The sequence below is a fragment of the Chitinophaga sp. CC14 genome, from assembly GCF_048957795.1.
Taxonomy (GTDB): domain Bacteria; phylum Bacteroidota; class Bacteroidia; order Chitinophagales; family Chitinophagaceae; genus Chitinophaga; species Chitinophaga ginsengisegetis.
On sequence record NZ_JARBFY010000005.1, the window covers coordinates 556,758 to 582,229 of the forward strand.

17 protein-coding genes are annotated in these 25,472 nt (G+C 48.4%); 3 read left to right on the forward strand and 14 right to left on the reverse strand.

The window, feature by feature from the left end; genetic code table 11:
- Nucleotides 1-4 precede the first annotated feature (4 nt).
- Genes PV783_RS21840 through PV783_RS21850 form a run of 3 tightly spaced genes read right to left on the reverse strand, consistent with a single transcriptional unit; the run spans nucleotide 5 to nucleotide 7,018 of the window.
- Nucleotides 5-2,275 (reverse strand): family 20 glycosylhydrolase, encoded by a 2,271-nt coding sequence (locus PV783_RS21840; RefSeq protein ID WP_420989554.1) that lies wholly within the window; start codon nucleotides 2,273-2,275, stop codon nucleotides 5-7.
- A gap of 2 nt (nucleotides 2,276-2,277) precedes the next feature.
- Nucleotides 2,278-3,843, reverse strand: coding sequence for a SusD/RagB family nutrient-binding outer membrane lipoprotein (locus PV783_RS21845; RefSeq protein WP_420989555.1), 1,566 nt, complete (start codon nucleotides 3,841-3,843; stop codon nucleotides 2,278-2,280).
- A gap of 22 nt (nucleotides 3,844-3,865) precedes the next feature.
- A complete protein-coding gene (locus PV783_RS21850) occupies nucleotides 3,866-7,018 on the reverse strand; it encodes a SusC/RagA family TonB-linked outer membrane protein (RefSeq protein ID WP_420989556.1) in 3,153 nt (1,050 codons plus the stop codon).
- Between the two features lie 345 nt (nucleotides 7,019-7,363).
- On the opposite strand from PV783_RS21850, the gene PV783_RS21855 reads away from it, so the two are divergent.
- The gene (locus PV783_RS21855) at nucleotides 7,364-8,149 is read left to right on the forward strand and encodes a DeoR/GlpR family DNA-binding transcription regulator (protein ID WP_420989557.1); all 786 of its coding nucleotides are present in this window, start codon (nucleotides 7,364-7,366) and stop codon (nucleotides 8,147-8,149) included.
- A gap of 39 nt (nucleotides 8,150-8,188) precedes the next feature.
- Here PV783_RS21855 and PV783_RS21860 read toward each other — a convergent pair whose 3' ends face one another.
- Both PV783_RS21860 and PV783_RS21865 read right to left on the reverse strand, forming a co-directional pair.
- Nucleotides 8,189-8,401, reverse strand: a complete 213-nt coding sequence (locus PV783_RS21860; RefSeq protein WP_420989558.1) for a hypothetical protein — start codon at nucleotides 8,399-8,401, stop codon at nucleotides 8,189-8,191.
- A gap of 14 nt (nucleotides 8,402-8,415) precedes the next feature.
- Nucleotides 8,416-8,904 carry a DinB family protein gene (locus tag PV783_RS21865; protein WP_420989559.1) on the reverse strand — a complete coding sequence of 163 codons (489 nt, stop codon included), beginning with the start codon at nucleotides 8,902-8,904 and terminating at the stop codon, nucleotides 8,416-8,418.
- A gap of 142 nt (nucleotides 8,905-9,046) precedes the next feature.
- Between PV783_RS21865 and PV783_RS21870 the strand changes: the two genes are divergently transcribed.
- The gene (locus tag PV783_RS21870) at nucleotides 9,047-10,021 is read left to right on the forward strand and encodes a GlxA family transcriptional regulator (protein WP_420989560.1); all 975 of its coding nucleotides are present in this window, start codon (nucleotides 9,047-9,049) and stop codon (nucleotides 10,019-10,021) included.
- On the opposite strand, the gene PV783_RS21875 is transcribed toward PV783_RS21870, so the two are convergent.
- Entirely contained in the window at nucleotides 10,016-10,543 is a 528-nt protein-coding gene (locus tag PV783_RS21875) for a DinB family protein (RefSeq protein WP_079472698.1), read from the reverse strand. The genes PV783_RS21870 and PV783_RS21875 overlap by 6 nt on opposite strands.
- 81 nt (nucleotides 10,544-10,624) lie before the next feature.
- Nucleotides 10,625-11,527, reverse strand: a complete 903-nt coding sequence (locus PV783_RS21880; protein ID WP_420989561.1) for a LysR family transcriptional regulator — start codon at nucleotides 11,525-11,527, stop codon at nucleotides 10,625-10,627.
- Between the two features lie 96 nt (nucleotides 11,528-11,623).
- Between PV783_RS21880 and PV783_RS21885 the strand changes: the two genes are divergently transcribed.
- Nucleotides 11,624-12,832 carry an MFS transporter gene (locus PV783_RS21885; protein WP_420989562.1) on the forward strand — a complete coding sequence of 403 codons (1,209 nt, stop codon included), beginning with the start codon at nucleotides 11,624-11,626 and terminating at the stop codon, nucleotides 12,830-12,832.
- Nucleotides 12,833-12,862: 30 nt separating this feature from the next.
- On the opposite strand, the gene uxaC is transcribed toward PV783_RS21885, so the two are convergent.
- Genes uxaC through PV783_RS21920 form a run of 7 tightly spaced genes read right to left on the reverse strand, consistent with a single transcriptional unit; the run spans nucleotide 12,863 to nucleotide 25,439 of the window.
- Nucleotides 12,863-14,266: a glucuronate isomerase gene (uxaC, locus tag PV783_RS21890; RefSeq protein WP_420989563.1), complete on the reverse strand. Its 1,404-nt coding sequence runs from the start codon at nucleotides 14,264-14,266 to the stop codon at nucleotides 12,863-12,865.
- Nucleotides 14,267-14,284: 18 nt separating this feature from the next.
- Nucleotides 14,285-15,940 carry a UxaA family hydrolase gene (locus PV783_RS21895; RefSeq protein ID WP_111579290.1) on the reverse strand — a complete coding sequence of 552 codons (1,656 nt, stop codon included), beginning with the start codon at nucleotides 15,938-15,940 and terminating at the stop codon, nucleotides 14,285-14,287.
- An 18-nt stretch (nucleotides 15,941-15,958) separates the two neighbouring features.
- Entirely contained in the window at nucleotides 15,959-17,422 is a 1,464-nt protein-coding gene (locus PV783_RS21900) for a tagaturonate reductase (protein ID WP_420989564.1), read from the reverse strand.
- A gap of 7 nt (nucleotides 17,423-17,429) precedes the next feature.
- Nucleotides 17,430-18,602, reverse strand: a complete 1,173-nt coding sequence (locus PV783_RS21905) for a glycoside hydrolase family 88/105 protein (protein ID WP_420989565.1) — start codon at nucleotides 18,600-18,602, stop codon at nucleotides 17,430-17,432.
- Entirely contained in the window at nucleotides 18,592-20,823 is a 2,232-nt protein-coding gene (locus PV783_RS21910; protein ID WP_420989566.1) for a glycosyl hydrolase family 28 protein, read from the reverse strand. Before PV783_RS21910 ends, PV783_RS21905 begins: the two co-directional genes overlap by 11 nt.
- Nucleotides 20,823-22,463: a RagB/SusD family nutrient uptake outer membrane protein gene (locus tag PV783_RS21915; RefSeq protein WP_420989567.1), complete on the reverse strand. Its 1,641-nt coding sequence runs from the start codon at nucleotides 22,461-22,463 to the stop codon at nucleotides 20,823-20,825. Before PV783_RS21915 ends, PV783_RS21910 begins: the two co-directional genes overlap by 1 nt.
- 18 nt (nucleotides 22,464-22,481) lie before the next feature.
- A complete protein-coding gene (locus tag PV783_RS21920; protein ID WP_420989568.1) occupies nucleotides 22,482-25,439 on the reverse strand; it encodes a SusC/RagA family TonB-linked outer membrane protein in 2,958 nt (985 codons plus the stop codon).
- Nucleotides 25,440-25,472 lie beyond the last annotated feature (33 nt).

Consider the following 25,472-nt stretch of genomic DNA (forward strand, 5'->3'; position numbering starts at 1 on the left):
TCCCTTAATTAATAATGATTTCATCCACCAGCAGCATACTGTTGCCGCCTGCGCCGTATTCACCCGCGGGAATAACGCCGTGATTACGCGCCAGTACCCTGATATACCGGGCTTTCACCGGGGGCACTTTCAGCCGGATGTTATTGATCCCGTTTACCGGAAAGGAAGCGGTGCTGATCAATGGGTTAAAATGGATACCGTCTGCAGATACTTCAAACTCCAGGGAGGCAGGGGGCCACATTTTCTGCCAATGATAATTCAGAAAACCAGCCCCTACCTGCTGAATGATTTGTTCACTGCCCAGATCAACAACGGCATCAAGATCCCGTTTGCTGAAGCCCAGCCACTGCTGGTCGTTATAACGGCTGGAACCTGCAATACCATTTACAAGCAGGTTGTTATTGCCTGTGTATTTGGTATTGGGCGGCTGCTTTAGAGTAATTACCGCACCGGTTGCCTTATTGATGGAAAAAGATTGATGGAATGTTCTGTATGTCTGCTGATTGTTTTGGAAGAGCGCGGCTTTCACCGTGCAGCTTTTGCTGATCTGCAGCGGAGCTTTGTATAGCCTGCTTTTTGCGTTGGGAGTACTGCCGTCTATGGTGTAGCGGATCACTGCCGCAGTGGGTGGAGTGTGCAGGGAAATATACACCCGGCCTCTGGCAATACTGTCTGTTGTATAATTGATTTCTTCTGCTGTTGTTGCCACCTGTATGTGCAACTTTTTCAGCAGGGGTTGTTGTGCATTCAACCGTTGCAGGAAAGCGGGATAATCCCTTACTGTTTGCGGCGACCATGCCCTTTCCGCAAACGCCGGCATACGCGGATAAGTCATGTATTGCGCCTGTGCTTCCGTGTCGAGGTATTCACTCCATAACTGCCCCTGCATACCGGCAATGTATGGCAGCAGCGCTGTGTCGCCGGCGGCATGCAGCGGGTCGTAGGCATATACTTCTTCCAGCGGCGTGTAGCCACCGGCAGCGGTTTTCTCTTCCGGGTACAGCGACTGGTAATGATCAAAATACAATTCGTCTTCCGGCGTCATGATCACATGATGTTGTTGCTTTGCAGCAGCAATGGCGCCTTCCACTCCCCTCCAGCTCATCACTGTAGCGCCGGGAGCCAGGCCGCCTTCCAGGATTTCATCCCAGCCAATCAGTTTGCGGCCTTTGCTGTGAATATAGTTGCTGATCCTGCGGATAAAATAACTTTGCAAGGCATCTTCATCCGCCAGGTGTTCGGTCTTCATTCGTTGACGGCAGGCGGGACAATGTGCCCAGCGCACCTTTGGGCACTCGTCGCCACCTATATGGATATACGCTGATGGAAACAATTCCATCACCTCGTCCAATACATCCTGTAAAAAAACAAAAGTGCTGTCGTTACCTGCACAGAAAACATCGTCAAATATGCCCCAGAACTGCGCTGTTTTATACGGTCCTTTTGTGCAGCCCAACTCAGGATAGGCCGTGAGCGCTGCCAGTGCGTGACCGGGCATTTCTATTTCCGGGATCACATTGATATGTCGCGCGGTGGCATAAGCCACTACTTCTTTTATTTGTTCCTGTGTATAATAACCGCCATATCGTTTCCCATCAAAGCGATGAGGCAACTCTTTCTTATGCCCGATCATCGTTTGATCGCGCCATGCTGCCACAGATTGCAGCCGCGGATATTTCTTTATCTCTATGCGCCAGCCCTGATCATCGGTGAGATGCCAGTGAAAGTTATTGATCTTGTACAGCGCCAGCTGGTCAATAAACTGTTTGATAAACGCCACCGAAAAAAAGTGACGGCTTACATCCAGGTGCATGCCACGGTATGCAAAGCGGGGATAATCGTTGATCACTGCTCCCGGCAACGCCAGAGCCGGCGCTGCGGTGCGATGCCATAACTGCCGCAGGGTTTCAATACCGTGTAGGATGCCGGCAGCATCATACGCGGTGATGGACACCTGTTCACGGGCAATATGCAACTGATATCCTTCCGGCTGTTTAACAAGCGTGGTATCTGTATGTAGCACAATCCGGTTGCGTCCCGGATCTTTCAGGGTGATACCGTTTTCCTGTATATATCCTTTCAGCAAGGCTGCCAGCATTTCATGGCCGGGGGCTGCTGCAACAGCAGTATGTGTTGTAATAAAAAAGCTGTCGGTGTTATAGGAGGCTTCCACCGGCAAAGGAATCAAGGCTGCCGGAGCGGCAGCCTTTTTTTCCTGGGCGGATGTGATGCCGTAAGCACCCATCAGCATTGATATGATTAATAGTTTTCTCATCATTATTTATCCCACCAAACCCTGGTTGTTAATAAATCCGGTCCCTGTCTGTTTACGGCTTCGCGGTAGTGTACGCCGTTGATTCCCTGATCGGCCAGTGAATAGGGCAGGCGGCGCGGAATAGTTCCGTTGGTAGCGTTACCTGTATAATTTACGGGCACAAATACGGGGTAACCGGTACGCCGCCAGTTGGCGTACGCTTCCTGTTCGTCCAGCAGCAAGGCCGCCCAGAACTGTGTATGGATCTGGTTCATCTGTGCGTCAAAAGTGCCGCCTGCATTCAGCGAATGATCATTTACATACTGATCAATTTTTGCGGACGCAATAACGCCGGCCGGGCCAAACAACGACCAGTTCTTTAACGCAGCCGTTACACCGCTTCTGTAGTACTGCACTTTATCGCCGGAAATCCAGCCACGGAGGGCGGCTTCGCTGAGCAATAAATTGGTTTCTGCATTGGTGAGCAGCAGCAAAGGCGCTGCCATATTCAGCACTGTAGCCGGATTGGGTTCTGAAAATGTAACAAAATCAGGCAGCTTCACATCTGTGCCGTTTGGCATTCCTTTCTGGAAAGCCGCGGCCGTATCCGGTACATCATTTCTCCATACTACAGATACAACACCCAGTCGCGGGTCGCTGTTGTTTTTCAGGAAGTCGATAAATGTTTTACTGTATTTGCCTAACTCCGTGTTGTCCTTTCCGTGGGAGTTGAGACCATAGTCCTGTCCCACCAGTTCAAAGGCTACGGGGTTGTTGTTATAGATCTGTGGCCCGTTGGTGTATTGTATCACTGCGTTATCCTGTCCGTCGGTGATTACGCCGCCGGCCACTGCTTTCTGTACCCAATCCTTTGCCACTACCTTACCATCGGTAACCCTGGTGGTGCGCATGGCTACTCTTAGCATCAGTGAGTAGCCGAGTTTTTTCCATTTGTCTACGTTGCCGTTGTACAAAAGATCTGCGGTGCCGAAAGTAGTGGTTTTGCTGTTATCGAATGCTTTGATGGCTTCATCCAGTTCTTTCAGCATATCCACATAAATATCGGACTGCGCATCATACTTTGGCAGGAATATACCTTCTGTTCTGCCTTTGCTGGCTTCTGAATAAGGCACATCGCCGTAAAGGTCGGTGATGCGCTGCATCAGCAATACTTTCCAGATGCGGGCGGCCGATAGTTTATTTACGTTTTCCGCTGCTTTCGCCGGCGTGTTCAGTTCGTTAATAATTTCCTGCACCGTGAGGATCACGTTGGTATAAATGTACTGGTAGTAAAAGCTCTGGTAGCGGTCATTTACAGCGTACTTGTCACCGGAGCCGGAACCCGCAATTTCCTTTGCAATGGAAAAATGCTGGATGAAAGTACCGCAGTGGAGATAAGATGTATAGAAATAAGTTCTGTCGTATACCAGGCCGCCTTTCAGTAAACTCTGTGTAAAGAGATAATTTACATTTGGCGTGGTAGATGCATTCGGGTTTTTATTCAGTTCTTCAAATCCTTTGTCACAGGACGACAGTCCCAGTGCTGCTCCCAGCAGAAAGATGTATTTATATCTGGCAAATCGTTGCATGAGTAATTTTTTTTAGAGTGAACTACAGTTTTACCATCAGGTTCAGGCCATAACTCCTGGTACGCGGCACACCAAACATTTCAAATCCCTGCGCATTGGCGTTGCTGAAGGTTGATTCGGGATCAATGTTGGGTGAATTCTTATACAGGATAAACAGGTTCCTGGCAACAAAAGAAACAGTCATAGCCTGTACTTTGGCGAAGGCCACTGCCTGTGTTGGAATAGTATAGCTCAGTACTACCTGTCTTAATTTTATAAAGCTGGCATCGTATACAAATTTCTCAGAGAGATTTTTGTAGTTATCATAGTATTGCTGCAAGCCGGTGGCATAGGTAAAAGTGTGGGTAAATGCCTTGCCCTGCTCATCTACGCCGGTTACGGTCAAACCATCTTCGCGGCCTGGCAGGGTGAGTTTGTTTAATCCAAAGCGGGTAGCATACAGGTTGGTACCTGAATATACATGTCCGCCAAATTTACCATCGATGAGGAAGCTGAGATTAAATTGTTTGTAGCGGAAATTGTTGGTGATACCGCCTGTCCACGGGGAAATACCTGTACCAAGATCGGTTTGATCCGTAGCCACTTCATAACCGTTGCTCTTATAAACGGTATTGCCTTTATCGTCTTTTTTTACTTTGAAGCCTTTGATAATGCTGTATGGCTTGCCTACTTCTGCATAGAGGAATGCGTAGTTGTTTACTGCGATATCCAGTTGCAGGTTATTCAGTCCGTCGTTGAGCTTTACCACTTCATTTTTGTTGTAAGCCATGTTGAAGCTCACTTCCCAGGCGAAGTCTTTTTTCTTCACGGGTGTACCGGCCAGCATCACTTCTATTCCTTTGTTACTCATTTCACCTACGTTCAGGTAAGCGGAGTTATAACCGGAGCCGGGAGAAACGGCTACCTGCATGATATCGTCGGTAGTTTTACGGTTATACACCGTGATGTCGGCCGACAGGCGGCTGTTCAGGAAACGGCCTTCAATACCTGCTTCAATAGTGGTAGAGGTAAAAGGTTTCAGGTCCTGGTTGGGCGCCATGAGTAAGCCGGAACCAACACCATTGGTTTGTGTAGGTGTTTGCAGTGGTTGTCCTAAGTGGCCGCCACCCGGTACCATGCTGTAGGTTTGATTAAGTGCATACGCTAACGGCGCGCCGCCACCTACCTGCGCCCAGGAAGATCTTACTTTGGCATAATTGATCCAGGAGGGCAGTTTCACTGCTTCCGACAACAGGAAGCTGGCGCCTACAGAGGGATAGAAGATATTATTCTTTTGGGCCGACAAAGTAGAGAACCAGTCGTTACGGCCGGTAGCTGAAATAAACAACAGGTTTCTGAAAGCAAGATCCAGTGAACCGAATACAGAATTGGTTCCCTGGTGCTGGTTCAGGTTTTTAACGCTTAAGTTCTTCACGTTGGAAGGGTCGTAAAATCCTGGTTCAAAGAATCCTTTACCATCAAAAATAACGGCGTCCGATTTTGCCCTGCGCTGGTTACCGCCGGCCATTGCTGTTAAGTCGAAATCGCTGCTCAGTTTAGCCTGGTAGTTAAGGGTCAGTTCTCCGTTTGTTTCAGATGAAGTGGTATTGCTTTGGGCATAAAAACCATCCACAGCATAGGCTGTACCGGTAGGTACAATACCCACGTAACCGATGTTCATGTAGTCGTGGTTTACGCGGCCGCGAACAAACAGGTTATCGAGGATATTATACTTGATGCTTACGTTACCGATAAAGCGGTTACGGTCGTCGTTATTTTTGAACTTGTTGAGTACGAAGTAAGGGTTGCTGGCAAATTCGGAAGGGTTCCATTTTACTTCATTGCCATCTTTATCGTAGCCGGGGTCCATGTTGCGGATATCCACGGTGTTGGCCAGCATGTAGGTGCTCCAGTTAAGATTGCCCGGTGCATCCGATACGCCGCTCCTGTTTTCGGCTTTTTCAATATTGTATTGAGCATAAGCCTCTACGGAGAGTTTGTTGCTCAGGTTTGAGTTTATGCTGGCAGAGAATATTTTCTTATTCAGGTGCTGGTTGGGTACCAGGCCGTGGTTGTTCATATCCGACAGGGAAGCGCGGAAAGTAGTGCTTTCGTTGCCGCCGGAAAAAGACACCGTGTTGGTAAAGGTGGTTCCGGTGTTGTAAAAGTTTTTGATGTTATTTTTTTGTGGAGAATACGGGCGGCTTACCCCATCAAACTGCACGACATCTGTACCGTCCATTTTTGGTCCCCAGGAGAGGCGGCCCGCAGCGATGGCTTCATTTTTATTCGCAGGCTTTTTACCGTTAGTACCGGAGCCGTATTCGTATTGCCAGTCGGGGATAATAGCGGGTGTTTCGGCGGTAAAGGTGGAGTTATAATCCACGCCGATGCCTTTTTGCTTCACGCCTTTTTTGGTGGTGATAAGGATAACGCCGTTGGCTGCGCGGGCGCCATAGAGTGCGGCGGCGGTACCGCCTTTCAGTACAGTAATGGATTCAATGTCGTCCGGGTTGATACCGGCTATACCATCGCCACGATCGCTGTTCAGCCCTACGGAGCCGTTGCCGCTGGCGGGAACACTTTGGGTGGTATTATCGATGGGCATACCATTGATTACGTACAACGGCTGGTTATCGCCATTGAGGGAGCCGGTACCACGGATAATTACGCGGCTGGAGCTACCAGGGCCACCAGCGAGACCAGAGGCATTTACGCCGGCAATTTTACCGGTTAATGCGTTGGCCACATTAATTTCGCGGGCCTGGGTAAATTCACTTCCTTTTACTTCAGTAACGGCATAGGCTACGGCTTTTTTATCTTTCTTAATACCAAGGGCTGTTACCACCAGTTCTCCCAATGCTTTGGAGGCCTGGTCCAGCTGAACGGAAATGTTGGTTTGACCGGGCGCTACTTTTACTTCTTTTCTTTCATACCCGATAAAAGTGATGGCAAGGGTAATATCTGCCGGGTGGGCAGCAGGGATGCTCAATGAAAATTTACCGTTTACATCCGTCATAGCGCCTACTCCTTTGGCGGCTAAGAGGGATACGGTGGCGCCGATGATTTTTTGTCCGTCGGCGCCTGTTACGGTACCTGAAATTTGCGATGGTTTGCTGGCAGGTGTCTGTGCATAACTTCCAAGACAAAACAATAGGCTGACTACAGGCAGGAATAGTTTTGTGAAAGTTGCCATGTTTATGACATTTTTCATCATTTGTGGTTTGGTTGATAGTTTCTTCAAAAAATGCGGAAATACAACTCCAAAATAGTCATTTCCTTTATTTCTGCAAATTATTTGCAAATAATAATTGCAAAATACGCATATAAAGTAAGCAAAACCATATCCAAAAAACTATAAGTACATGATTATTAATAGTTTTAATAAAACCACTTCTTGCAGAAAAATTATTTATCGTGATAAAAGTGCAAAATCCCATATGAACTTCTATTTTTGCGGATAGTATTATTTTACCCGGTAGTCCGAATTTTGCAAATGCCGGGATTTTAACTATCATCACCCTTTGAATCGTTGCACGCTATGGATAGTACGAACACCCAGGATCAGTTGCCTCCTGTGTCCCTGACCAAAAAGGCCAGGAAGCAGTTAATTATACAGCAGGTGAACATCCACACCCGCATCACCTACAATGAGCTGGTAACCCTGATCAATGTTTCAGAGGATACCATCCGCCGTGATGTGAACGAACTGGCCGATGATGGCGAAGTAGTGAAGATCAAGGGAGGGGCCATGTCTATTGCTTATCATTACGGGCACGACTCACAAACCTATGCACAGAACAACAAGCTGGTGATTGCAGAAAAAACGCTGCAGCTGCTCAAAGACGATATGATTGTACTGATTGGTGGCGGAACTACCATCCGGGAATTCATCAAAAAAATACCGGCTACCCTGCGGGCCACGTTTATTACGGTGAATGTATTATCTGCCGTGGAACTGCTGGATAAACCCATGATCAAAACAATCGTGATAGGCGGGCAGATTTCTGCCTACAGCCAGATGACGGTAAGCGGGGAAGTGTTTGAGTACCTTTCCAATATCAAGGCAGACTTATGTATCATCGGCACCAATGCCATTGATCCGGTGAATGGGTTAACGGATGCCGACTGGGAAACGATCCAGGTAAAAAAGGCCATGATCAAAGCCACAGAGAAGGTAGCGATACTGGCTATTTCGGAGAAGCTCAATTCTTCTATGAAAATGAAAATTGCCGACCTGCAGGATATTCATTACCTCATTACCGAACTACCTGCCAGCAGCCCGGAACTACAGGCATATAAAGCTAAAAATCTTACGATATTATAATTTGTTTTGCAGGAAAAGCCGTCTGTTTAAGACGGCTCCTTATTCTTCCATTACCTGACACTGGAATCCATTTTCATTTACCAGCATCATTATTTTTCCGGGATGAAAATTTTCGCCTTCCACTCTTAATACTTTATCACAGTCTTCAAGATCGAAATTGATTTTACTATCCGGAAAATTACGGAGTAACAACGCTACTATTTCTTTCGCGGCAGCTACCCGTTTTACATTCGTTATGAATACTTCTACCATTGTAATAATTTTGATTACATGTATTTCATCGGCTCATATTTCAACAGCCGCCTCCATAAGGCAATTTGCCCGATACAATTGGCCTCCCGGTAAATATTAAAAGTCAGCAAATCCCAGAGCGACATTTTCATACCCGGGAATTCCAGTATATGATCCAGTTGTTCATCTGTTACACTTACCAATGCTGTTTTTAACAACGGGGAAATTTTCTCCCAGTCTTTTTTAAAAATTTCGAGAGATGGATACTGCTGTGAGTCTTTTATTCCCTGGAAATCTTTGAAAAGATCATTTGCTGAAGATGTGGCTTCCACTTTCAGCAAACCGGCCAGCTCAAACCGTTGCTGTACCAGGCTACCGGCGAGCCAGGCAATGTGATTGGCAGGAGTATCCAGTCTTTTATGCGCGTCTTCATCCGTAATTCCATCCAGTACCTTTGGAAAAAAAACGGTGTGAAGATCAAACAGTGGAAGGATGCCCTGCATCCGTGTGCTTACAGTTTCCATATAATAATATTTTTTTGGTTCTCAAACTAACGGTAAGGTACCCTATAATTTCTGTCCGGATGGATGCTGATAGAGTCAATATTAGGGGGTATTTGCGACAAATTCGTTATGTTTGAGTAGACAACTAAAAACTGAAAGCCATATGCTACAAATTGGGATCCTGCTTATACGCCACTACAAGCTTTTAAGCCTGGCTGCCATAACAGATGTGCTGGACACCGTCAATAAGATTTACTATAAAAACAGCCAGCCAACACCCTTCAAAATAACACTGGTACATACTGCTGAAACGGAACACCTGGCAGCAGCATTTCCGGATTATGCGTCGCAACATACAGATGCAGCGGGCACTTTTAACCTGGTGCTGGTACCTTCTTTTACTACAGATGATATCCGCCAGTCGATTGCAGAAAACCGGGCTTATCTTCCCTGGCTGCAACAACAATATAAAAGCGGCGCTGAAATCGCCAGCTTCTGTACCGGCGCTTTTTTACTGGGCGCTTCCGGTTTGCTGGATGGTAAAATAGCCACCACCCATGTAGATGCCTGCAAGGAATTTTCCGTTTCTTTCCCGGCAGTGAACCTGTTATCAGATAAAACAGTTACCCACGATTCCGGCATTTATACGAGTGGTGGCGCCACTTCTACCTTCCACCTGCTGCTTCATCTGCTGGAAGTGCATTGCGGCATTGAAATAGCGATAAGGACCGCTAAAATTTTTGCGGTGGATATGGGCCGCGACAAACAGTCCTATTTCAGCACATTCCAGCCTACCCGCAATCATCACGACGACCTCGTGGCCTCTGCACAACAGCGGATTGAAACCAGCTACCAGGACGTAGGCACCATCGAAGAAATGATCAGGGACATCCCTTCCAGCAGGAGAAATATTGTGAGAAGATTTAAACAGGTAACTGGTGTAACCCCTATTGAATACCTGCAATTCACGCGGATTGAAGCAGCCAAAAAACTACTGGAACAAACCGGGCAGCAAATGGCAGAAGTGATTTACAACTCCGGCTATAACGATCCCAAAGCATTCAGAAAGGTATTCCGCAAAACGGTGGGAATGACCCCTTCTGAATACCGGGAAAAGTTTAATGCCGCCAGATCATAAATTCTGATCCCTGTCCCAGAAGGCGGGAGGCTCTATACCAAGTGCGCGGAGATATACATACCCCTGTCCGCGGTGGTGAATCTCATTGTCGAAAATGTAGAACAGGATGCTAACCGATTTGCCTTCATACTGTCCAAAGGCGGTGATTTCCTTTTGAAAGGCTTCCACGGGGATTTTAGGCCACCATTCGTTGAGCTTTTCTGTAATAACATCCCAAAGCTGCAACAGCTCCGCTTTGGTGGTAGGCTTTACTACCGCGCCGGTATCTTTCAGCAATACATCAATACCCAGCCATTCGTCGGTGATAACGCCATATACGGAGGGGAAAGCCATTCCGCAGAATTCCATCACCAAAGTGGAAAAGGGTCGCATACCACCCACGCTGAAGGTGAACAGCTGATCTTCCGGAAATGCTTCAATCATCCGGCGGGTCAATGCGCGGTGGCCCTGCCAGTGTTTCAGTAACTGACCAGGAGTGATAACAGTGGTTGTAGTTGCGGCAGATAAGGTGTTGTTTTCCATAAAGTCTGTATTTTTTTGTTTTACAATACAAAGAAAACAAGGGGTTGTGACAACCCTATGTCAGTAGCCTCAAAAAAAAATTTATGTTGCCACCTGTTCTTTAAAAAGGCCTTCAATACGGTTAATTTCTTCTGCAAACATCGTTTTTTTCCTTCTGCCAAAATACAGGGTATTTTCTATCACCTGCCTGCCTTCCCATACCAGTTTAACCTTACCGGTTTGTATTTCCTGGCGGCATAAAAAATCAGGGATAACAGCAAAACCCTTTCCATTACTCAGACAGCGGACTATAGAGCACTTATTGGGTACAATATAATTAGGCCGAAAATCCGGGTGACGGTCAAAATTCAGGTGCCAGAATTTGCGCAGATTCTCCATATCTGCGGCTGTGCTGTACCATACCTGTTTCCGGAGCCAGTCTTCCGCCTCTATGATCTTATTGCTACGGATCAGTTTATCAAACACTTTGCTATCCTGTTTTCCCCCACCTACCAGTACAATCTTTTCTTTTGAAAATGCTTTGTATTCAAGATTAACCTGGTTGCCCTTCTGCGGGGTAACGATCAGATCCAGCAATCCGTGATCCAGCTCTTGCTGCATATCGGTATACTCGCCAAACTTAATGCTCACATTAAACGGCAGGGACGCAATATGCTGCTCCAGTGTAAACTGGAATGTTTCCAGGCACATACCTATGGTGATGGTAGATTTGTTGGTGTCTGCACTTTTATGAAAATGCTGCTCTGTTGCTTCCAGCCTTTGGATCGCCTCTATTGTAAAGTTATACAACACTTTTGCGCGCTCCGTAGCCACCATTTTCCGGGGCGCCCGATCGAACAGCTTATAACCTACAAATACCTCCAATGAGTTGAGATGCAGGCTTACACCTGATTGTGAAATATACAGATCCCTCGCAGTAACCGTTAGCGAACCTGTTTCATAGATCGTTTTAAATGTACGCAACCACTCAAAATTAAGCATCATAACCGATCATTTTAATGATGCTAATCTAGCATTTAAATCATTATGATAATAGAAAAGGGCCGGCTAAATTTGTGGAGCCAAAAAAATATTATTCACATGTCGCACGAAACCATTGCAGCACCAGCTGCTGCATTACCCGTCAGGAAAGGACTTCCGGCTGCTTTATGGGCTTTAACCATCAGCGCCTTTGCTATAGGAACCACGGAATTTGTGATGGTGGGCATACTACCCACCGTTGCCCATAGTATGAACGTGAGTGTATCTGCTGCCGGTCTGCAGGTAACCTTATACGCGTTGGGTGTAGCGATAGGCGGCCCTATCCTCACGGCGCTTACCAGTCATGTGCGGCGAAAGCCCCTGCTTATTTTCCTGATGGGGTTATTTATAGCCGGCCACCTTGCCTCAGCGATGGCGCCTAATTTTATATTCCTGCTGGCCAGCCGTTTTATTTCCGGCTTTGCACACGGCGTATTTATTGGCGCCGGCGCCACTATTGCCGCATCCCTGGTGGCTGAAAATAAACGGGCTACCGCTATTGCGATTATGTTTGCAGGCTTTACCATTGCCACCATCGTAGGCGTACCGCTGGGTACTTTTATTGGTCAGCACCTGGGCTGGAGAGCCACCTTTGCGGGGGTAGCCCTATTAGGAAGCATTGGCCTCATTGCCAACCTGATCTTATTACCGGATCATATTTCCAATGGCAGGCCGGTGCAACTGAAAGACCAGCTGAAAGTATTACAGAACAAACATATCCTGCTGGTGCTGGCCATCACTGCATTTGGCTATGGCGGCACCTTTGTGGCCTTTACCTATCTGGCTACCCTGCTGGAAAAGGTAACCGGATTCTCCGCCGGTTCCGTCAGCATTTTATTACTGGTATATGGTGTGGCCATTGCCTTAGGCAACATGATAGGTGGGAAAGTATCCAACCACCAACCTGCGAGGGCGCTGATCATCATATTTGCTCTTCAGGCAATGGTGCTATTCGTTTTCACCTTTACCATGCACTATAAAATCCCGGCTGTTCTTACCTTATTCCTGATGGGCGGGTTATCCTTTTCTTCTGTACCGGGGTTACAGCTCTATATTGTACAACTGGCAGAGAAATACCTGCCGGGTACAGAAGCGGTTTCGTCATCGCTTAACATTGCTGCATTTAATGTAGGCGTGGCCATCGGCGCCACCGCAGGCGGATTGGTAGTGGGCTCTTCTATCGGGCTTGCCGGCACACCGTGGATCGGCGCTGTGCTGGTAGTAGTGGGAGTATTATTAACTGTTTATAGTTACAAAACGGAGAAATAGCGAAAACGATTGTTTTCGCTATTTCCCGGCTCACCAGCCAAAATATGATTTAGCGTTACCGTAACAAATGTCCTGTATCATTTTTCCCACCGCCTCTATGTCGTCCGGAATTTCGCCACGCTCTATCTCTTCACCGAAGAGGTCGCAGAGCAGGCGGCGGAAGTACTCATGGCGCGGATATGAAAGGAAGCTGCGTGAATCCGTGAGCATGCCCACAAAGCGGGATATCAGCCCCATGTTGGAGAGTGCATTTATTTGCCGGGTCATACCGTCTTTCTGATCCAGGAACCACCAAGCGGCGCCGAATTGTACTTTACCGGCTACTGAACCATCGTTGAAGTTACCCGTCATGGTAGCCATGAGTTCATTATCGGCGGGGTTCAGGTTATAGATGATTGTTTTCGCCAGTTTATCCTGGCTATCCAGTTTATCGAGGAATTTGGCAAGCGCGCGGGCCTGGGAAAAATCACCGATAGAATCCCAGCCGGTATCCGGTCCCAGCTGCCGCAGCATGCGGGAATTATTATTCCGCAGGGCGCCGAGATGGTACTGCTGCACCCACCCTGCTTTCCAATCCATGAGCGCCAGTTCCAGCAGCAGCGCCGATTTAAACTGCCGGCTTTCGGTATAGGTAAGCACCTGACCACCGCGTATCTTTAAAAAGATCTGCCGGATATCTTTCTCCAGAAAATCATCTGCATATATTTCCTCAATACCATGATCGGATACTTTACAACCGTGGGCCGCAAATACATCATGCCTGTTTTTCAGTGTCTGCAACAGATCATCATAGGTATTAATGCTGCAGTTGGCAGCCTGTTCCAGTTTTTCCAGGTACCGGTTATATGCTTCCGGTACGTCTACATTCATGGCCTGATCGGGACGGAAGGCAGGTACTACCGGTATTTCAAATCCATCCTGTTTGAGTTGCCGGTGATATTGCAGGTTGTCGGCCGGATCATCGGTAGTACAGATGAGCGACACATTCCTGCTGCGTAACAGGTTTTGCACGCTGTATTCCGGTGTTTGCAGCAGCTGGTTACAGCTGTCATAGATTTGCTTTGCAGACGCAGGATTCAGTATATCGCTGATGCCGAAATAACGTTGCAGTTCCAGGTGTGTCCAGTGGTGTAAAGGGTTGCGCAGTGTATACGGCACAGTAGCGGCCCACTTTTCAAATTTCTCCCAATCCGTATTATTACCGGTACAATAACTTTCCGGTACCCCATTGGTGCGCATAGCGCGCCATTTATAATGATCTCCGTATAGCCATGCCTGTGTGATATTCTCAAACCTTGTATCCGCGGCTATCTGCGCGGGTGGCAGGTGACAATGATAATCGATAATGGGCATATCCTTTGCATAGTCGTGGTAAAGCCTTTCTGCCGCATCATTATTCAGGAGGAAATTTTCATCCATGAATTTTTTTCTCATCCGTAAAGTATTTAAGTATTACAATGACACTCCTCTTTTCCAGGGAATAAAATCATCCTGACCGTTGAGGACAGATTTTGCGGTGATAGCACCGCTGGCCACCTGTATAACGTAGTCGAGTATACGTTCTCCTGCTTCAGCAATGGTTTCTTCACCGTCTATAATAGTACCGGTATTAATATCGATGATATCATGCATACGCTGGTACAGCTTTGTATTGCTGGAGAGTTTGATGACCGGTGCAATAGGGTTGCCGGTAGGGGTTCCCAGCCCGGTGGTAAACAGCACCACATTGGCGCCACTGCCTACTTCTGCGGTAGTGGACTCCACATCATTACCAGGTGTGCAAAGCAGGTTAAGCCCCGGCTGCCGCACCATTTCGGGGTAATCCAGTACAGCAGCTACCGGTGAGGTGCCTCCCTTCTTGGCTGCCCCGGCCGATTTGATAGCATCGGTGATCAGTCCGTCTTTTATATTTCCAGGAGATGGATTCATATCAAATCCGGAGCCTGCTTCTTCCGCACGCTGCTGATAGGTACGCATCAGCTGGATGAACCGGGTGGCATCATCCACGTTGCGGCACCGGTCACTCATTTCCTGCTCAACGCCGCAGAGTTCAGGGAATTCAGCGAGGATAACGGAGCCGCCCAGGGCCGTCAGCAGATCGGAAGTATAGCCGATAGCAGGATTGGCAGAGATGCCGGAGAAACCATCCGAGCCGCCGCATTCCAGCCCGATGCATAATTTACTCAACGGTGCAGGCTGGCGGGTACATTGATTGGCAAGCATCAGTCCTGCGAAAGTTTGACGGATCGCATCCGTGATCAACTGGCTCTCCGCGCCGGTTTGCTGCTGATCCAGTATATACAGCGGCTTTGAAAACCCGGGATCGCGTTTATTGATTTCATCCTGCAACATACTGATCTGCGCATTCTGGCAACCCAGGCTCAGCACCGTGGCACCGGCCACGTTAGCATGAGTAATATATCCTGCCAACAGGCCGCACAGTGTTTGTGCATCCTGGCGGATGCCACCGCAACCGCCGTCATGTGTGAGGAATTTGATACCGTCCACGTTTTCAAATACGCGGCTGTTTTGTGCCCCCGCTGTATCTTCGGTATACACCGTTTCGAGGATCTGCCCGGAACCGGCGCCGGCCCGCTGCTTTGCTGCCAGCGAGCGCGTAAAGGCAGCGTACTTACCCGGACGGGCATATCCCAGTTCCGGTAGCAGCGCTTCTTTCAACACTTCCACATTCCTGTTTTCGCAAAACACCAACGGAATCACCAGCCAGTAATTAGCGGTACCTACGCTGCCGTTGGCACGATGGTAACCCATAAAAGTTTGCTGTTGCCAGCGGGAAACATCCGGCGGCTGCCAGGTGGTTTTCCGTTGTGCAGCCAGCTCATAGCCATTGGCAGCATGGTGTACATTTTCCACGGCAATCCTGCTGCCGGCGCTAATGGTGCGCTGTGCACGCCCTACCAGCACGCCATACATGTAAATGGCATCACCTTCTTTCATAGGCGCCACTGCAAACTTGTGTTTGGCAGGAATCTTTTCCTGCATCGTGTATACGGTGCCGTTATACTCCACCGTTTCTTCCTTTTCCAGGTCCTGTAGTGCTACCAGCACGTTATCGTGCGGATGCACCTTTAATACTTTCTGCTTCATTTATCTATCCTTAAAATTTTACGATACCGCTATTTCTGCTGCTATTTTTTCAAGATAAACAGCTACGCCCTGTTCCATTAATGCCTTCAGCATCGTGGTAACCAATTGTGCGAAACCAGGAATGGTGGCCAGGTTATATCCCCATATGGCCTCATTGCTGAAGGAGTTTTTTATCACATCCTCCGGCGTATGCTGCTGCCACTGCGCCGCATACCAGGCGGCCTGTTCATCGGTGATGGTGTAGTTACTGCCACCCCGCATAAACAATGCATGCGCTGCAAAGCCCAGCGCCATCAGTGCCGGTACATGTGCTGTACGCCGGTGGTATTGCAACAGTACCGGCAATACCCGCATTCTTAACTTCGCCGTATACTGACTGCAAATGCTTAACCACTTATGTTCAATAGCCGGGTTACGGAAGCGGTCCAGCACGGCGCCGGCGAAACGGATAGCGGCGTCGTTACGTATATGGATGTCTGTTATAGCAGGGATAATTTCATGCATCATCAGCCCTTCCATATAGGCAGCCATTGCTTCGTCATTCATGGCGGCCTTCACGGTTTCATGCCCGGCCAGGAAGGCCAGTCCGCAGCTGAGAGTATGCGTGCCGTTGAGTAAACGGAGCTTCAGCTCGCGGAATACATTGATGTCGGGCGACAACACCACGCCGGCATCTGCTTCACTGAAAGATAATATCTTTCTTACGTGCTCACTGCTGGTTTCAATGGCCCATAACCGGTATACTTCGGTCATGATCAGGAGTTCATCTTCATAACCTAATGCGATGTCGGCAGCGCCGGGTACAATACAATCCACCAGTGAATTACAGCAATAGTTATTGTTGGTAAGCCAGTGTATAAAGCCTTCTTCCAGCTGATTAAATGCGCTCAGCTGCAACAGGATTTCCCGGAGTTTGCTGCCGTTATCCGGGATCAGTTCTGTAGGAATGATCACTATTCCTTTGGTGGCATCTCCCTTAAAATGCTGATAGCGGCGATAGAGGAAAGCCAGCAGTTTACCGGGAAAGGATACCGGCGGCGCGGCATGAATGCTTTCTTCCACATACACAATACCAACTTCCGTGGTATTGGATATTACTACCTGCATATGCGGACTGGCAGCGCAATCCATGATATCGTTCCATTGGGTGGCGGCTGTCAGCACCCTGCTGATGCTGGCGTTAATAATATTTTCCGATACCGTTTTCCCGCCGTCAATGCCCCGGATACACTGTGTATAAAGGTTATCCTGTTCATCGAAAGCAGCGGTACTGCCTTTGTCCGTTGATTTCACTACCACTATCCTGCCATTAAACAAACCCTGCTTATTGGCTTTATCTATGAAAAAACCGGGCAGCCCCCTCAGCAATACGCCTGTTCCAAATTGCAACACTTTTTCCGGCAGCGTAAAGCACGCTTCTGCCGGAATCTGCAGCGCATCATTTTCGTGCAGCCGTGCCAGTAATTCTTTTGAAAGTTTCATATCCACATTATTTAGTCATCATTTCCATTTCATTAGCGGCCAATATATAGGCCCCTACGCCTTTAGGATCATTATCGATCACCTTTTCGCTGAGATAATAAGCATAGCTGCCATCACGATAGGGATCTCCGCCAAGCCCGGCCACGCTTACAGTGCCGCTCAGGGTGATATCCCCTTCCGGGTTTTTACGGATAAATTGTTTCAGGATGCCTTTGTATCCTTTCTCCGCTACCCCGCGATAGCTTGCTGGCAGATAACCCAAACGCATTCCTTTCGCCAACGCATATACGAACATGCAGGAGGCGGAGGCTTCTACATAGTTGCCTGTACTGTCGCCTTTGTCCAGCACCTGGTACCAGCAGCCGGTTTTGGCGTCCTGGTATTTTTTTACGGCGGCGGCGGTACGGTTTAAAATAGCAATAAGACTGTCTTTTCCAGGGTCACCAGCCGGATAATATTCCAGCACATCTACCAGCGCCATAGCATACCAGCCCATAGCGCGGCCCCAGAAGTGCGGCGACTGCCCCGTGGTTTTATTGGCCCAACGCTGCTCTTTTGATTCATCCCACGCGTGATATAACAGGCCCGTACGGGAATCACGTGCGTGCTGCTCCATCAGTACAAACTGCCGGGTAATATCGCGGAAGGCGCCGGTTTCCCCGGTGAGCACGGCATACTCTGCATAAAAAGGTTCGCCCATGTAAAGTCCATCCAGCCACATCTGCCAGGGATAGCGCTTTTTATGCCAGAAGCCGCCGTTGTTTGTGCGGGGTTGTCCCCGCAGCTGCTCCCTCAGATGATCCGCAGCGATCTTATACTTATTATTTTTAGTGGCCTTATAAAGCGTTAGCAGTATCCGGCCGTTTTTAACATTATCAATATTGTAATCTTCCAGCTGGTACGTATGGATGTTACCGTTAGTATCCACAAAATGATCCATGCTTCTTTGCATGTACCGGAAATATTCCTGGTTACCTGTTCTTTTCCATAAGCCGGTGAATCCTTCCAGGATCACGCCCTGGTCGTACGACCACCGGACCTGCCTGCCGGGCTGCATTTCCAGCGAGTCTTTCCAGATGCGCATCACCGTTGCCGCCATACCGGCAGCACCGGTTTGTGCCTGTGTGAGTGAAACGATAAGCAGCAATGCAGTGGAGAGTATTGATTTTTTAAAACGCATGATCTTCCGTTGATTTGGTTTTAGTATCGCGGTAACGGCAACTGTCGAGTGTAATGTTTTTTGTATTGCGTGTTTCCACCGGTGGTTTGCCGGAAGACGTAAGCAGGTATACATTATTGAAATGCACGTTTTCTGCTTCCAGGCATTGGATGCCTTCATCTGCTTTGATCACCAGGTTACGCAGGTGAATATTGCTGACCGGCATTTCCGGCAGGCCGCGTATGAACACTGCTTTTTTTGCACCGTAGCATACGATGTTGTTCATATAAAAATTACGGAACCGGGGCGTAGCTGCTGTAACAGGCAGCGTTTCCACGCGGGGAGCCACTCTCTTTTCGCCAGCCAGCGGCACCGGGTCTTTGGCAGCATAGTACATATCAAACAGGATGGCTTCTCCCGGAATATCTTTCATGTTGATGTTGGCAGCATAAATATCTTCCACGATTCCTCCGCGGCCACGGGCCGTTTTGAAACGCAGCCCGATATCGGTACCCAGGAACGAACAATCGGATACATAAATATTACGGGCGCCACCGGACATTTCGCTGCCTATTACAAAGCCGCCATGCGCGTGGTATACCGTACAGTTTTGCACGATAACATTTTCGGTAGGTTTACCACGTTTACGTCCCTGCTCATCGCGGCCGGATTTGATACAAATACCATCATCGCCCACATCAAAGGTGCAGTCGAGGATCTGAGCGCCGCTGCATGATTCAAGGTCTACCCCATCGCCATTTTGAGCGTACCAGGGGTTTTTAACATACACACCACGCAGGGTGATGTTTTCGCAGAGCAGCGGATGCAGGCACCATGCCGGTGAATTCTGGAAGGTAACCCCTTCCAGCAGTACATTTTTACAGGATGCAATGCTCACCATATTTGGCCGGAGATAATCTTTGATACCTGCGTAATCGGCTATTTTACTGCCGGGGGTGATTACCCCTGCCAGGTTAGTTTTGGAGCCGAGATAAGATGACTGTGAAGGATACCAGGTAACACTATCAGGGCCAACCAGGCCACCTGAAGCTACCAGGTTTTCCCATTGCGTAGCGGTGAGTTTGGCCTTCTTCACCATGCGCCAGGCGTCGCCGCCGCCATCAAGGATACCACTACCGGTAACGGCTATATTTTCCTGGTTACTGGCAGAAACGGGCGGCTGGCAACGTATGGCTGCAAGCCCTTCGTAAGTAGTACTGATAAGCGGATACTGGTCAAAGTCGGTAGTGAACTGCAATACGGCGTTCTTCGACAGGTGAAGATTCACATTGCTTTTTAACACAATTGGGCCCGTGAGCCAAAGACCCGGTGGCACCAATACCACACCGCCACCTTTGTTATTGCACGCGGTAATTGCTTCGTTGATAGCCTTACTGTTTAACGTAACGCCATCTGCTTTAGCGCCAAAAGAGGCGATCGTAAAAGTATCTTTCCTGAAATGTGGTTCATAGATCGCGGGCAGCTCATAGCTATACTTTCCTTCAAAAGGAGTTGTTTGCAGGTACGCAGCCAGTGGTAATTTCTTTTCCCGGATTTCCCCGGCTACGAGCGCAGCTATTTTTGCAGCGCCATAGGCAGAAAAATGAGTATTGTCTGTGATACCCTGTGGCAGCGTATTATAGTGGCCCGGCGGTGTAGTGCGGAACATCTTTTGCGACGCAGCTTCCCCCTCTTTAGTCAGTAAGGCAGCGCTACTGTGTTGCAGATCAACCAACGGCACCTGCATCGCATTGGCTACGGACCTTACCACTGCAGGATAAGCGCCGTGGGTATCTTCCAAAACTCCATTGGTAAACTTACGGCGCGCTACCGGTGTAATAAGCAAAGGATGGGCGCCTTTGGCGCGGGCCTCTTTTACAAAGCGCTCCAGGTTGGTTTTGTACGCTCCTTCCGGCGCTGCATAACGGGTAGTATCACTGATCTTTCCATCGTTGTGGCCAAACTGGATCATCACCCAGTCACCCGGTTTCAGTTGCGCCAACACGCTATCCCAGCGATGTTCATCGATAAAGCTTTTGGTACTTCTTCCGTTAACCGCATAGTTTTTTATGATGATATCCTTTTCAAAGAATTGCGGAAACAATTGCCCCCAGCCGCGTTCAGGATTATCTTCCATTGGCTTGTTAGCCATGGTGGAATCACCGATCATGAATATAGCGGGTTTGGGACCGGCTGGCGCCAGTCCCAATAATGATAATAAAAGTATCTGAAGAATCTTCATTAGTTATATTTATCGTTTTGCTTAAACTCGTCTTTATTTGTTACGGCGTCGATCTGATCCTGCGGAATAGGCCGCACGGTATGATACGACTGGAAATATACTTTGGCATCCGGGTTATGCAGCGCAATCCGCTCAGCCAGTTTGCCGGTACGCTTCAGATCAAACCAGCGCAGTTGTTCACCGGCCAGCTCCCGCGCTCTTTCATCGAGGATAAAGTCGAGACTGATATCTGCGGCGGTTATCACCATCTCTGCTTCATGCCCTGTGATGGCAGCCCGTTTGCGGATCACATTGATGTACTCTGCCGCTTTAGCTGAATTGCCCAGCTTGAACTGTGCTTCTGCTGCAATGAGATACATTTCCGCGAGGCGGATAATAAATGCGTCCCGCGCGCTTTGTTCTTCGTTCATGGACGCCCGTGTGGGATCGTCGAATTTATCCAGGGATACATAACGGGTGCGGTCTTTTCCGCCGCCATTTTCTGTATATACGGCGTTCCTGTCGTAGATCCGGTATTTAGTGGAAGCGGGCAGTACATATTTACTGCAATAGATAGCTGTATCACCCAGCTTCATACCGTTAGGCGCTGTTTTAAGATTATTGCAATACCACACCTGTTTGAAAGAACCTTCGTAGCGTGCATCTGCATTTTCGTTGAACAGGTTTAACAGGAACAGCGTGGGCATATACCGGTTAAAAGGACGCTGGTTAAGGATATCGCGCTGCATACCCGGCAGGTCATCGTACTTCATGGCAAACAGCATGTGTGCGTTGTTGGCGCCGCGTGAGTGCCCGTTAGGAAACAGCGTAGCATCGGTGCGGTCATCAAACACCAGGTTCTTCATATAGTTTACAGCCCAGATCACTTCTTTATTCTGCAGGTTATCCATACGCCAGAGATCTGCGTATTTGGGCAACAGCGTGTAGCCATAACTGTTAATTACTTTATCTGCCAGGTCAGCAGCCTGCTGGTTCATGCCACGGGTGAGATACATCCTCGCCAGGAAAGCTTCTGCAGCGGGCTTGGTTACACGGCCATAGTCGGATGTAGTAGCAGGCAGGTTATTCACTGCTTCTCCCAGGTCGCGGAAGATCTGTGCATAGAAAGTATCTACGGGTGTACGGTTGGCGGTGGTTACTACACCTGAAGTTTCCGTAAGGGTAAAATGGACAGGCCCCCAGGTTTCTACAATATGCCAGTAGTAAAAAGCGCGGAGGAAATGTAATTCGGCGCTGCGTATGGCTTTTCTCTCCGGCGTTAACCCGGCGCCATCTATACGTGTGATCCCTGCGTTACACAAATTGATCGCTGCATACAGCTGTTTCCATAAAGCGCTCATCACGGAATTGCTGGCCTGCAGGTTGTTGTAGTTGGTCATATCCGGGTACTTATCGCCGGTGCCGCTGGTCCATATATCGGTGCCCATTTCGGCCATGCTGTATCCTTCTTCTTTTCCATACCACCAACGGTTATAGGTATACGCTGCGTTTACCAGTGTTTCAAAACCTTCCGGGGTGGAGTATACAGCATCGGTGGTAGTGCCGCCGGGATTGTATTCTTCCAGTTGCTTGTTGCATCCGGCAAGGCTGCCGGCGGCTATACACAATATGATGAGGTACTTATTTATAGTGGGTGTCATTGTTACGTTTTTTAGAAATTAGAACTCAACATTTATTCCTGCCACATACATCCTGGTGAGCGGATTGCTCAGATCGCCTCCCCTTTCCGGGTCATAGTCTTTTACTTTGCTGAAAGTGAAGAGGTTTTTACCGGTAACGTATAAACGAAGACTGCTCAGGTGCAGCGACTTCAATGCATCAGCGGAGAAAGTGTATCCAAGTGAAAGGTTACGGATCTTTACAAAAGAACCATCTCTATACCCCAGTGTTTTGATAAAAGGCGTACCATCTTTGGAAAGACTGGCATTGGGCCGGGGATAATCGTTGGATGGATTTTCCGGGGTCCAGTAATTTACCGGTGCGCTGTTTTCCAATCCCTGCGGATCGTATTTTGCCGCATACTCGGAGTTGATCCACTGGCCAATACGGGCAAATACGTAGATGTTGAGATCAAAGTTTTTGTACCGGAAATCGTTATTGAAACCTCCGCTCCATTTAGGTACCTGCGCACCAAGTATGATGCGGTCGGATGTGTTGATGGTTCCTTTTCCGTCCTGGTCCTTTACTTTGATATCGCCGGGTTTGTAACCATACTTTGTGGCTTCGGCAGCTTCTGTTGTTTGCCAGATACCCATTTTCTCATAGTCGTAATACACTTTCACCGGGGAGCCGATAAACCAGCCATTGGCTACATCGTTGGTACTTCCATCTGCCAGCGCTACAATTTCTTCTTTATTGCGGGAGTATACGATGTTGGAAGTCCAACGGAAATCGCTGGTGGAAATGTTCGTGGTATTAATTCCTATTTCAATACCCCTGTTGCGGGTTTTACCAATGTTCTGCACTACGGTGCTCACACCGGAAGAAGTAGGCAGGGTACGTTGCAGCAGCAGGTCTTTTGTTTGTGTATCATAATAATCGATGCTACCGGTAATCCTGTTGGCGATGATACCGAAATCGAGTCCTATATTTTTGGTGGCAGACAGTTCCCATTTAAGTCCTTTGTTGCCTGCCTGGTCGCCGATGGTGTAAGCCATTGCCGCATTGGTATCATCCCATGAAAAAGGTATTTTGGTAAGATAGCTCATTGTGGAATAAGGGTCCACTGCATCGTTACCGGCAATACCATAGCTCACTCTCAGTTTCAGATCACTGAAAAAGGTTTGCGATTTCATGAACGCTTCATCGCTGATGCGCCATGCTGCGGCTGCTGAGGGAAAGAACGCCCACTTGTTACCCGGTGAAAGTTTGGAAGAACCATCGGAGCGGCCGGTGAGCGACAACAGGTATTTCCCTTTGTACGCATAGTTCAGGCGGCCGGTGAAGGAAATGAGTTTGCTGGACTGGTACATACTGCGTGCTGCGATGCCGCTTACATTGTTCTGCATGGCATAGTACAACTGCGACGGAAGCAGCTGGCCTTCGCCCTGCATAAGTGAAGAGTCGCGCTGATCCGACAGTACGCTGGCTACGCCGGTGATGCCAAAGGAGTGATCACCGATTGTTTTATTATAGGTGGCCACGTTTTCCCAGCTGAGGTACCTGCGGGTGCTGCCGTTCGACTGCGACCGCGAGGTAGAGGCGGTAGACCGGTCGATAGAGTTTTTAGATGCAAACACCCCCTGTTTCGCATTTTCCAGTGTTACGCCAAAGTTGGAGCGGAACATGAAACCGCTGAAGGGCGTAAGTTCCAGGTAAGCATTGATAAATGTGCGCGTAGTGCGGGTATTATTCTGGTAAGCATTCGGCTGCTCATCCGCCAGGGGATTGATGGCCGAGCCGCTGTTAGGGAATAATACCAGGTTGCCGGCCGAATCGTAAGGTATGGCCAGCGGAATGTACTTATTGGCCTGGTTGAGCGGATCACGGCGGGTGCTCTGCTCATAATAGGTGATCTGGCTTTGTGCGCCTATTTTGATTGCATCGTTAATCGTTTGATCGATATTCAGACGGGTGGAATAACGTTTAAGATCATCCAGTTTCAATAATCCTTTTTCATTGAAATAATCAAAGGAGAAATACACTTTTGTTTTTTCTGATCCTCCGGAGATGCCTGCCTGGTAGTCCTGCTGTAAGCCCTTATGCAACAGGAGGTCGGCATAGTTAGCCCACAGGTTATTCTTTATTTCATCCAGTTCAAATGCGTTGAATATTTTTGAATCATCTGCCTCGCTGGCCCATCTGCCGGTAGTACGGTTGGCTTCCCTTTTCAGCGCTGTATATTCGGGGCCGTTACTCATACGCGGATAGCCGTTTACTTCAGACGAACCAACATAAGAGCTGATGTTTACCCTGGGTTTGCCGGAGGTACCGCGTTTGGTGGTAACCATGATTACGCCGTTAGCGCCGCGGGAGCCATAGATGGCGGTGGAAGACGCATCTTTCAGTACTTCCATCGACTGGATATCATTCGGGTTAATATCCTGTATATTTTCATACTGCACCCCGTCTACGATGTATAAGGGACCATTGCTGGCTTTGATGGACCGGTTACCTCTTACCGTTACATTCACCTTTGCGCCTGCTGCACCGCTGCTGCGGGTGATATCCACACCGGGCAGTTTTCCCTGTACAGATTCCATCACGTTGGTGGAAGGTACCTTTTTAAGTTCTTCTCCTTTTACTGACACCACGGAGCCGGTGAGATCCCGTTTTTTCACCAGGCCATAACCTACTACCACAATTTCATCCAGTTTCTTATTGTTTGGTTCCATTTTTATTGTCATGTTGACATTATCCGCTGTCAGTGTCACCGCAGTATACCCTATGTAACTGAACAACAGCTCGGTCTTTTTGCCCTCCGGCACCTGAAGGCTAAAGTTCCCATGTGTATCTGTTTGTGTACCGGAAGTAGTGCCTTTAACCTGAACACTCACAAGCGGCAGTGGTTCACCGGAAGTGGCGTCTGTCACCTTCCCTTTCACGGTACGGGTCTGTGCAATCGCCCAACTGCTGAAACCCAACAACAGTAAGCAAATGAAGTAAATTCTTTTCATAACGTTTGGCGTGAATTAAATGGCAAATAAAAG

What these genes read in the sequence shown, in the direction of transcription:
- PV783_RS21870 (WP_420989560.1), top strand. Translation starts at nt 9,047, where the DNA reads ATGCTACAAATTGGGATCCTGCTTATACGCCACTACAAGCTTTTAAGC.
- uxaC (WP_420989563.1), bottom strand. Translation starts at nt 14,266, where the DNA reads ATGAGAAAAAAATTCATGGATGAAAATTTCCTCCTGAATAATGATGCG.
- PV783_RS21895 (WP_111579290.1), bottom strand. Translation starts at nt 15,940, where the DNA reads ATGAAGCAGAAAGTATTAAAGGTGCATCCGCACGATAACGTGCTGGTA.
- PV783_RS21905 (WP_420989565.1), bottom strand. Translation starts at nt 18,602, where the DNA reads ATGCGTTTTAAAAAATCAATACTCTCCACTGCATTGCTGCTTATCGTT.
- PV783_RS21915 (WP_420989567.1), bottom strand. Translation starts at nt 22,463, where the DNA reads ATGACACCCACTATAAATAAGTACCTCATCATATTGTGTATAGCCGCC.
- PV783_RS21910 (WP_420989566.1), bottom strand. Translation starts at nt 20,823, where the DNA reads ATGAAGATTCTTCAGATACTTTTATTATCATTATTGGGACTGGCGCCA.
- PV783_RS21900 (WP_420989564.1), bottom strand. Translation starts at nt 17,422, where the DNA reads ATGAAACTTTCAAAAGAATTACTGGCACGGCTGCACGAAAATGATGCG.
- PV783_RS21865 (WP_420989559.1), bottom strand. Translation starts at nt 8,904, where the DNA reads ATGGAAACTGTAAGCACACGGATGCAGGGCATCCTTCCACTGTTTGAT.
- PV783_RS21885 (WP_420989562.1), top strand. Translation starts at nt 11,624, where the DNA reads ATGTCGCACGAAACCATTGCAGCACCAGCTGCTGCATTACCCGTCAGG.
- PV783_RS21875 (WP_079472698.1), bottom strand. Translation starts at nt 10,543, where the DNA reads ATGGAAAACAACACCTTATCTGCCGCAACTACAACCACTGTTATCACT.
- PV783_RS21845 (WP_420989555.1), bottom strand. Translation starts at nt 3,843, where the DNA reads ATGCAACGATTTGCCAGATATAAATACATCTTTCTGCTGGGAGCAGCA.
- PV783_RS21920 (WP_420989568.1), bottom strand. Translation starts at nt 25,439, where the DNA reads ATGAAAAGAATTTACTTCATTTGCTTACTGTTGTTGGGTTTCAGCAGT.
- PV783_RS21850 (WP_420989556.1), bottom strand. Translation starts at nt 7,018, where the DNA reads ATGGCAACTTTCACAAAACTATTCCTGCCTGTAGTCAGCCTATTGTTT.
- PV783_RS21860 (WP_420989558.1), bottom strand. Translation starts at nt 8,401, where the DNA reads ATGGTAGAAGTATTCATAACGAATGTAAAACGGGTAGCTGCCGCGAAA.
- PV783_RS21855 (WP_420989557.1), top strand. Translation starts at nt 7,364, where the DNA reads ATGGATAGTACGAACACCCAGGATCAGTTGCCTCCTGTGTCCCTGACC.
- PV783_RS21880 (WP_420989561.1), bottom strand. Translation starts at nt 11,527, where the DNA reads ATGATGCTTAATTTTGAGTGGTTGCGTACATTTAAAACGATCTATGAA.
- PV783_RS21840 (WP_420989554.1), bottom strand. Translation starts at nt 2,275, where the DNA reads ATGAGAAAACTATTAATCATATCAATGCTGATGGGTGCTTACGGCATC.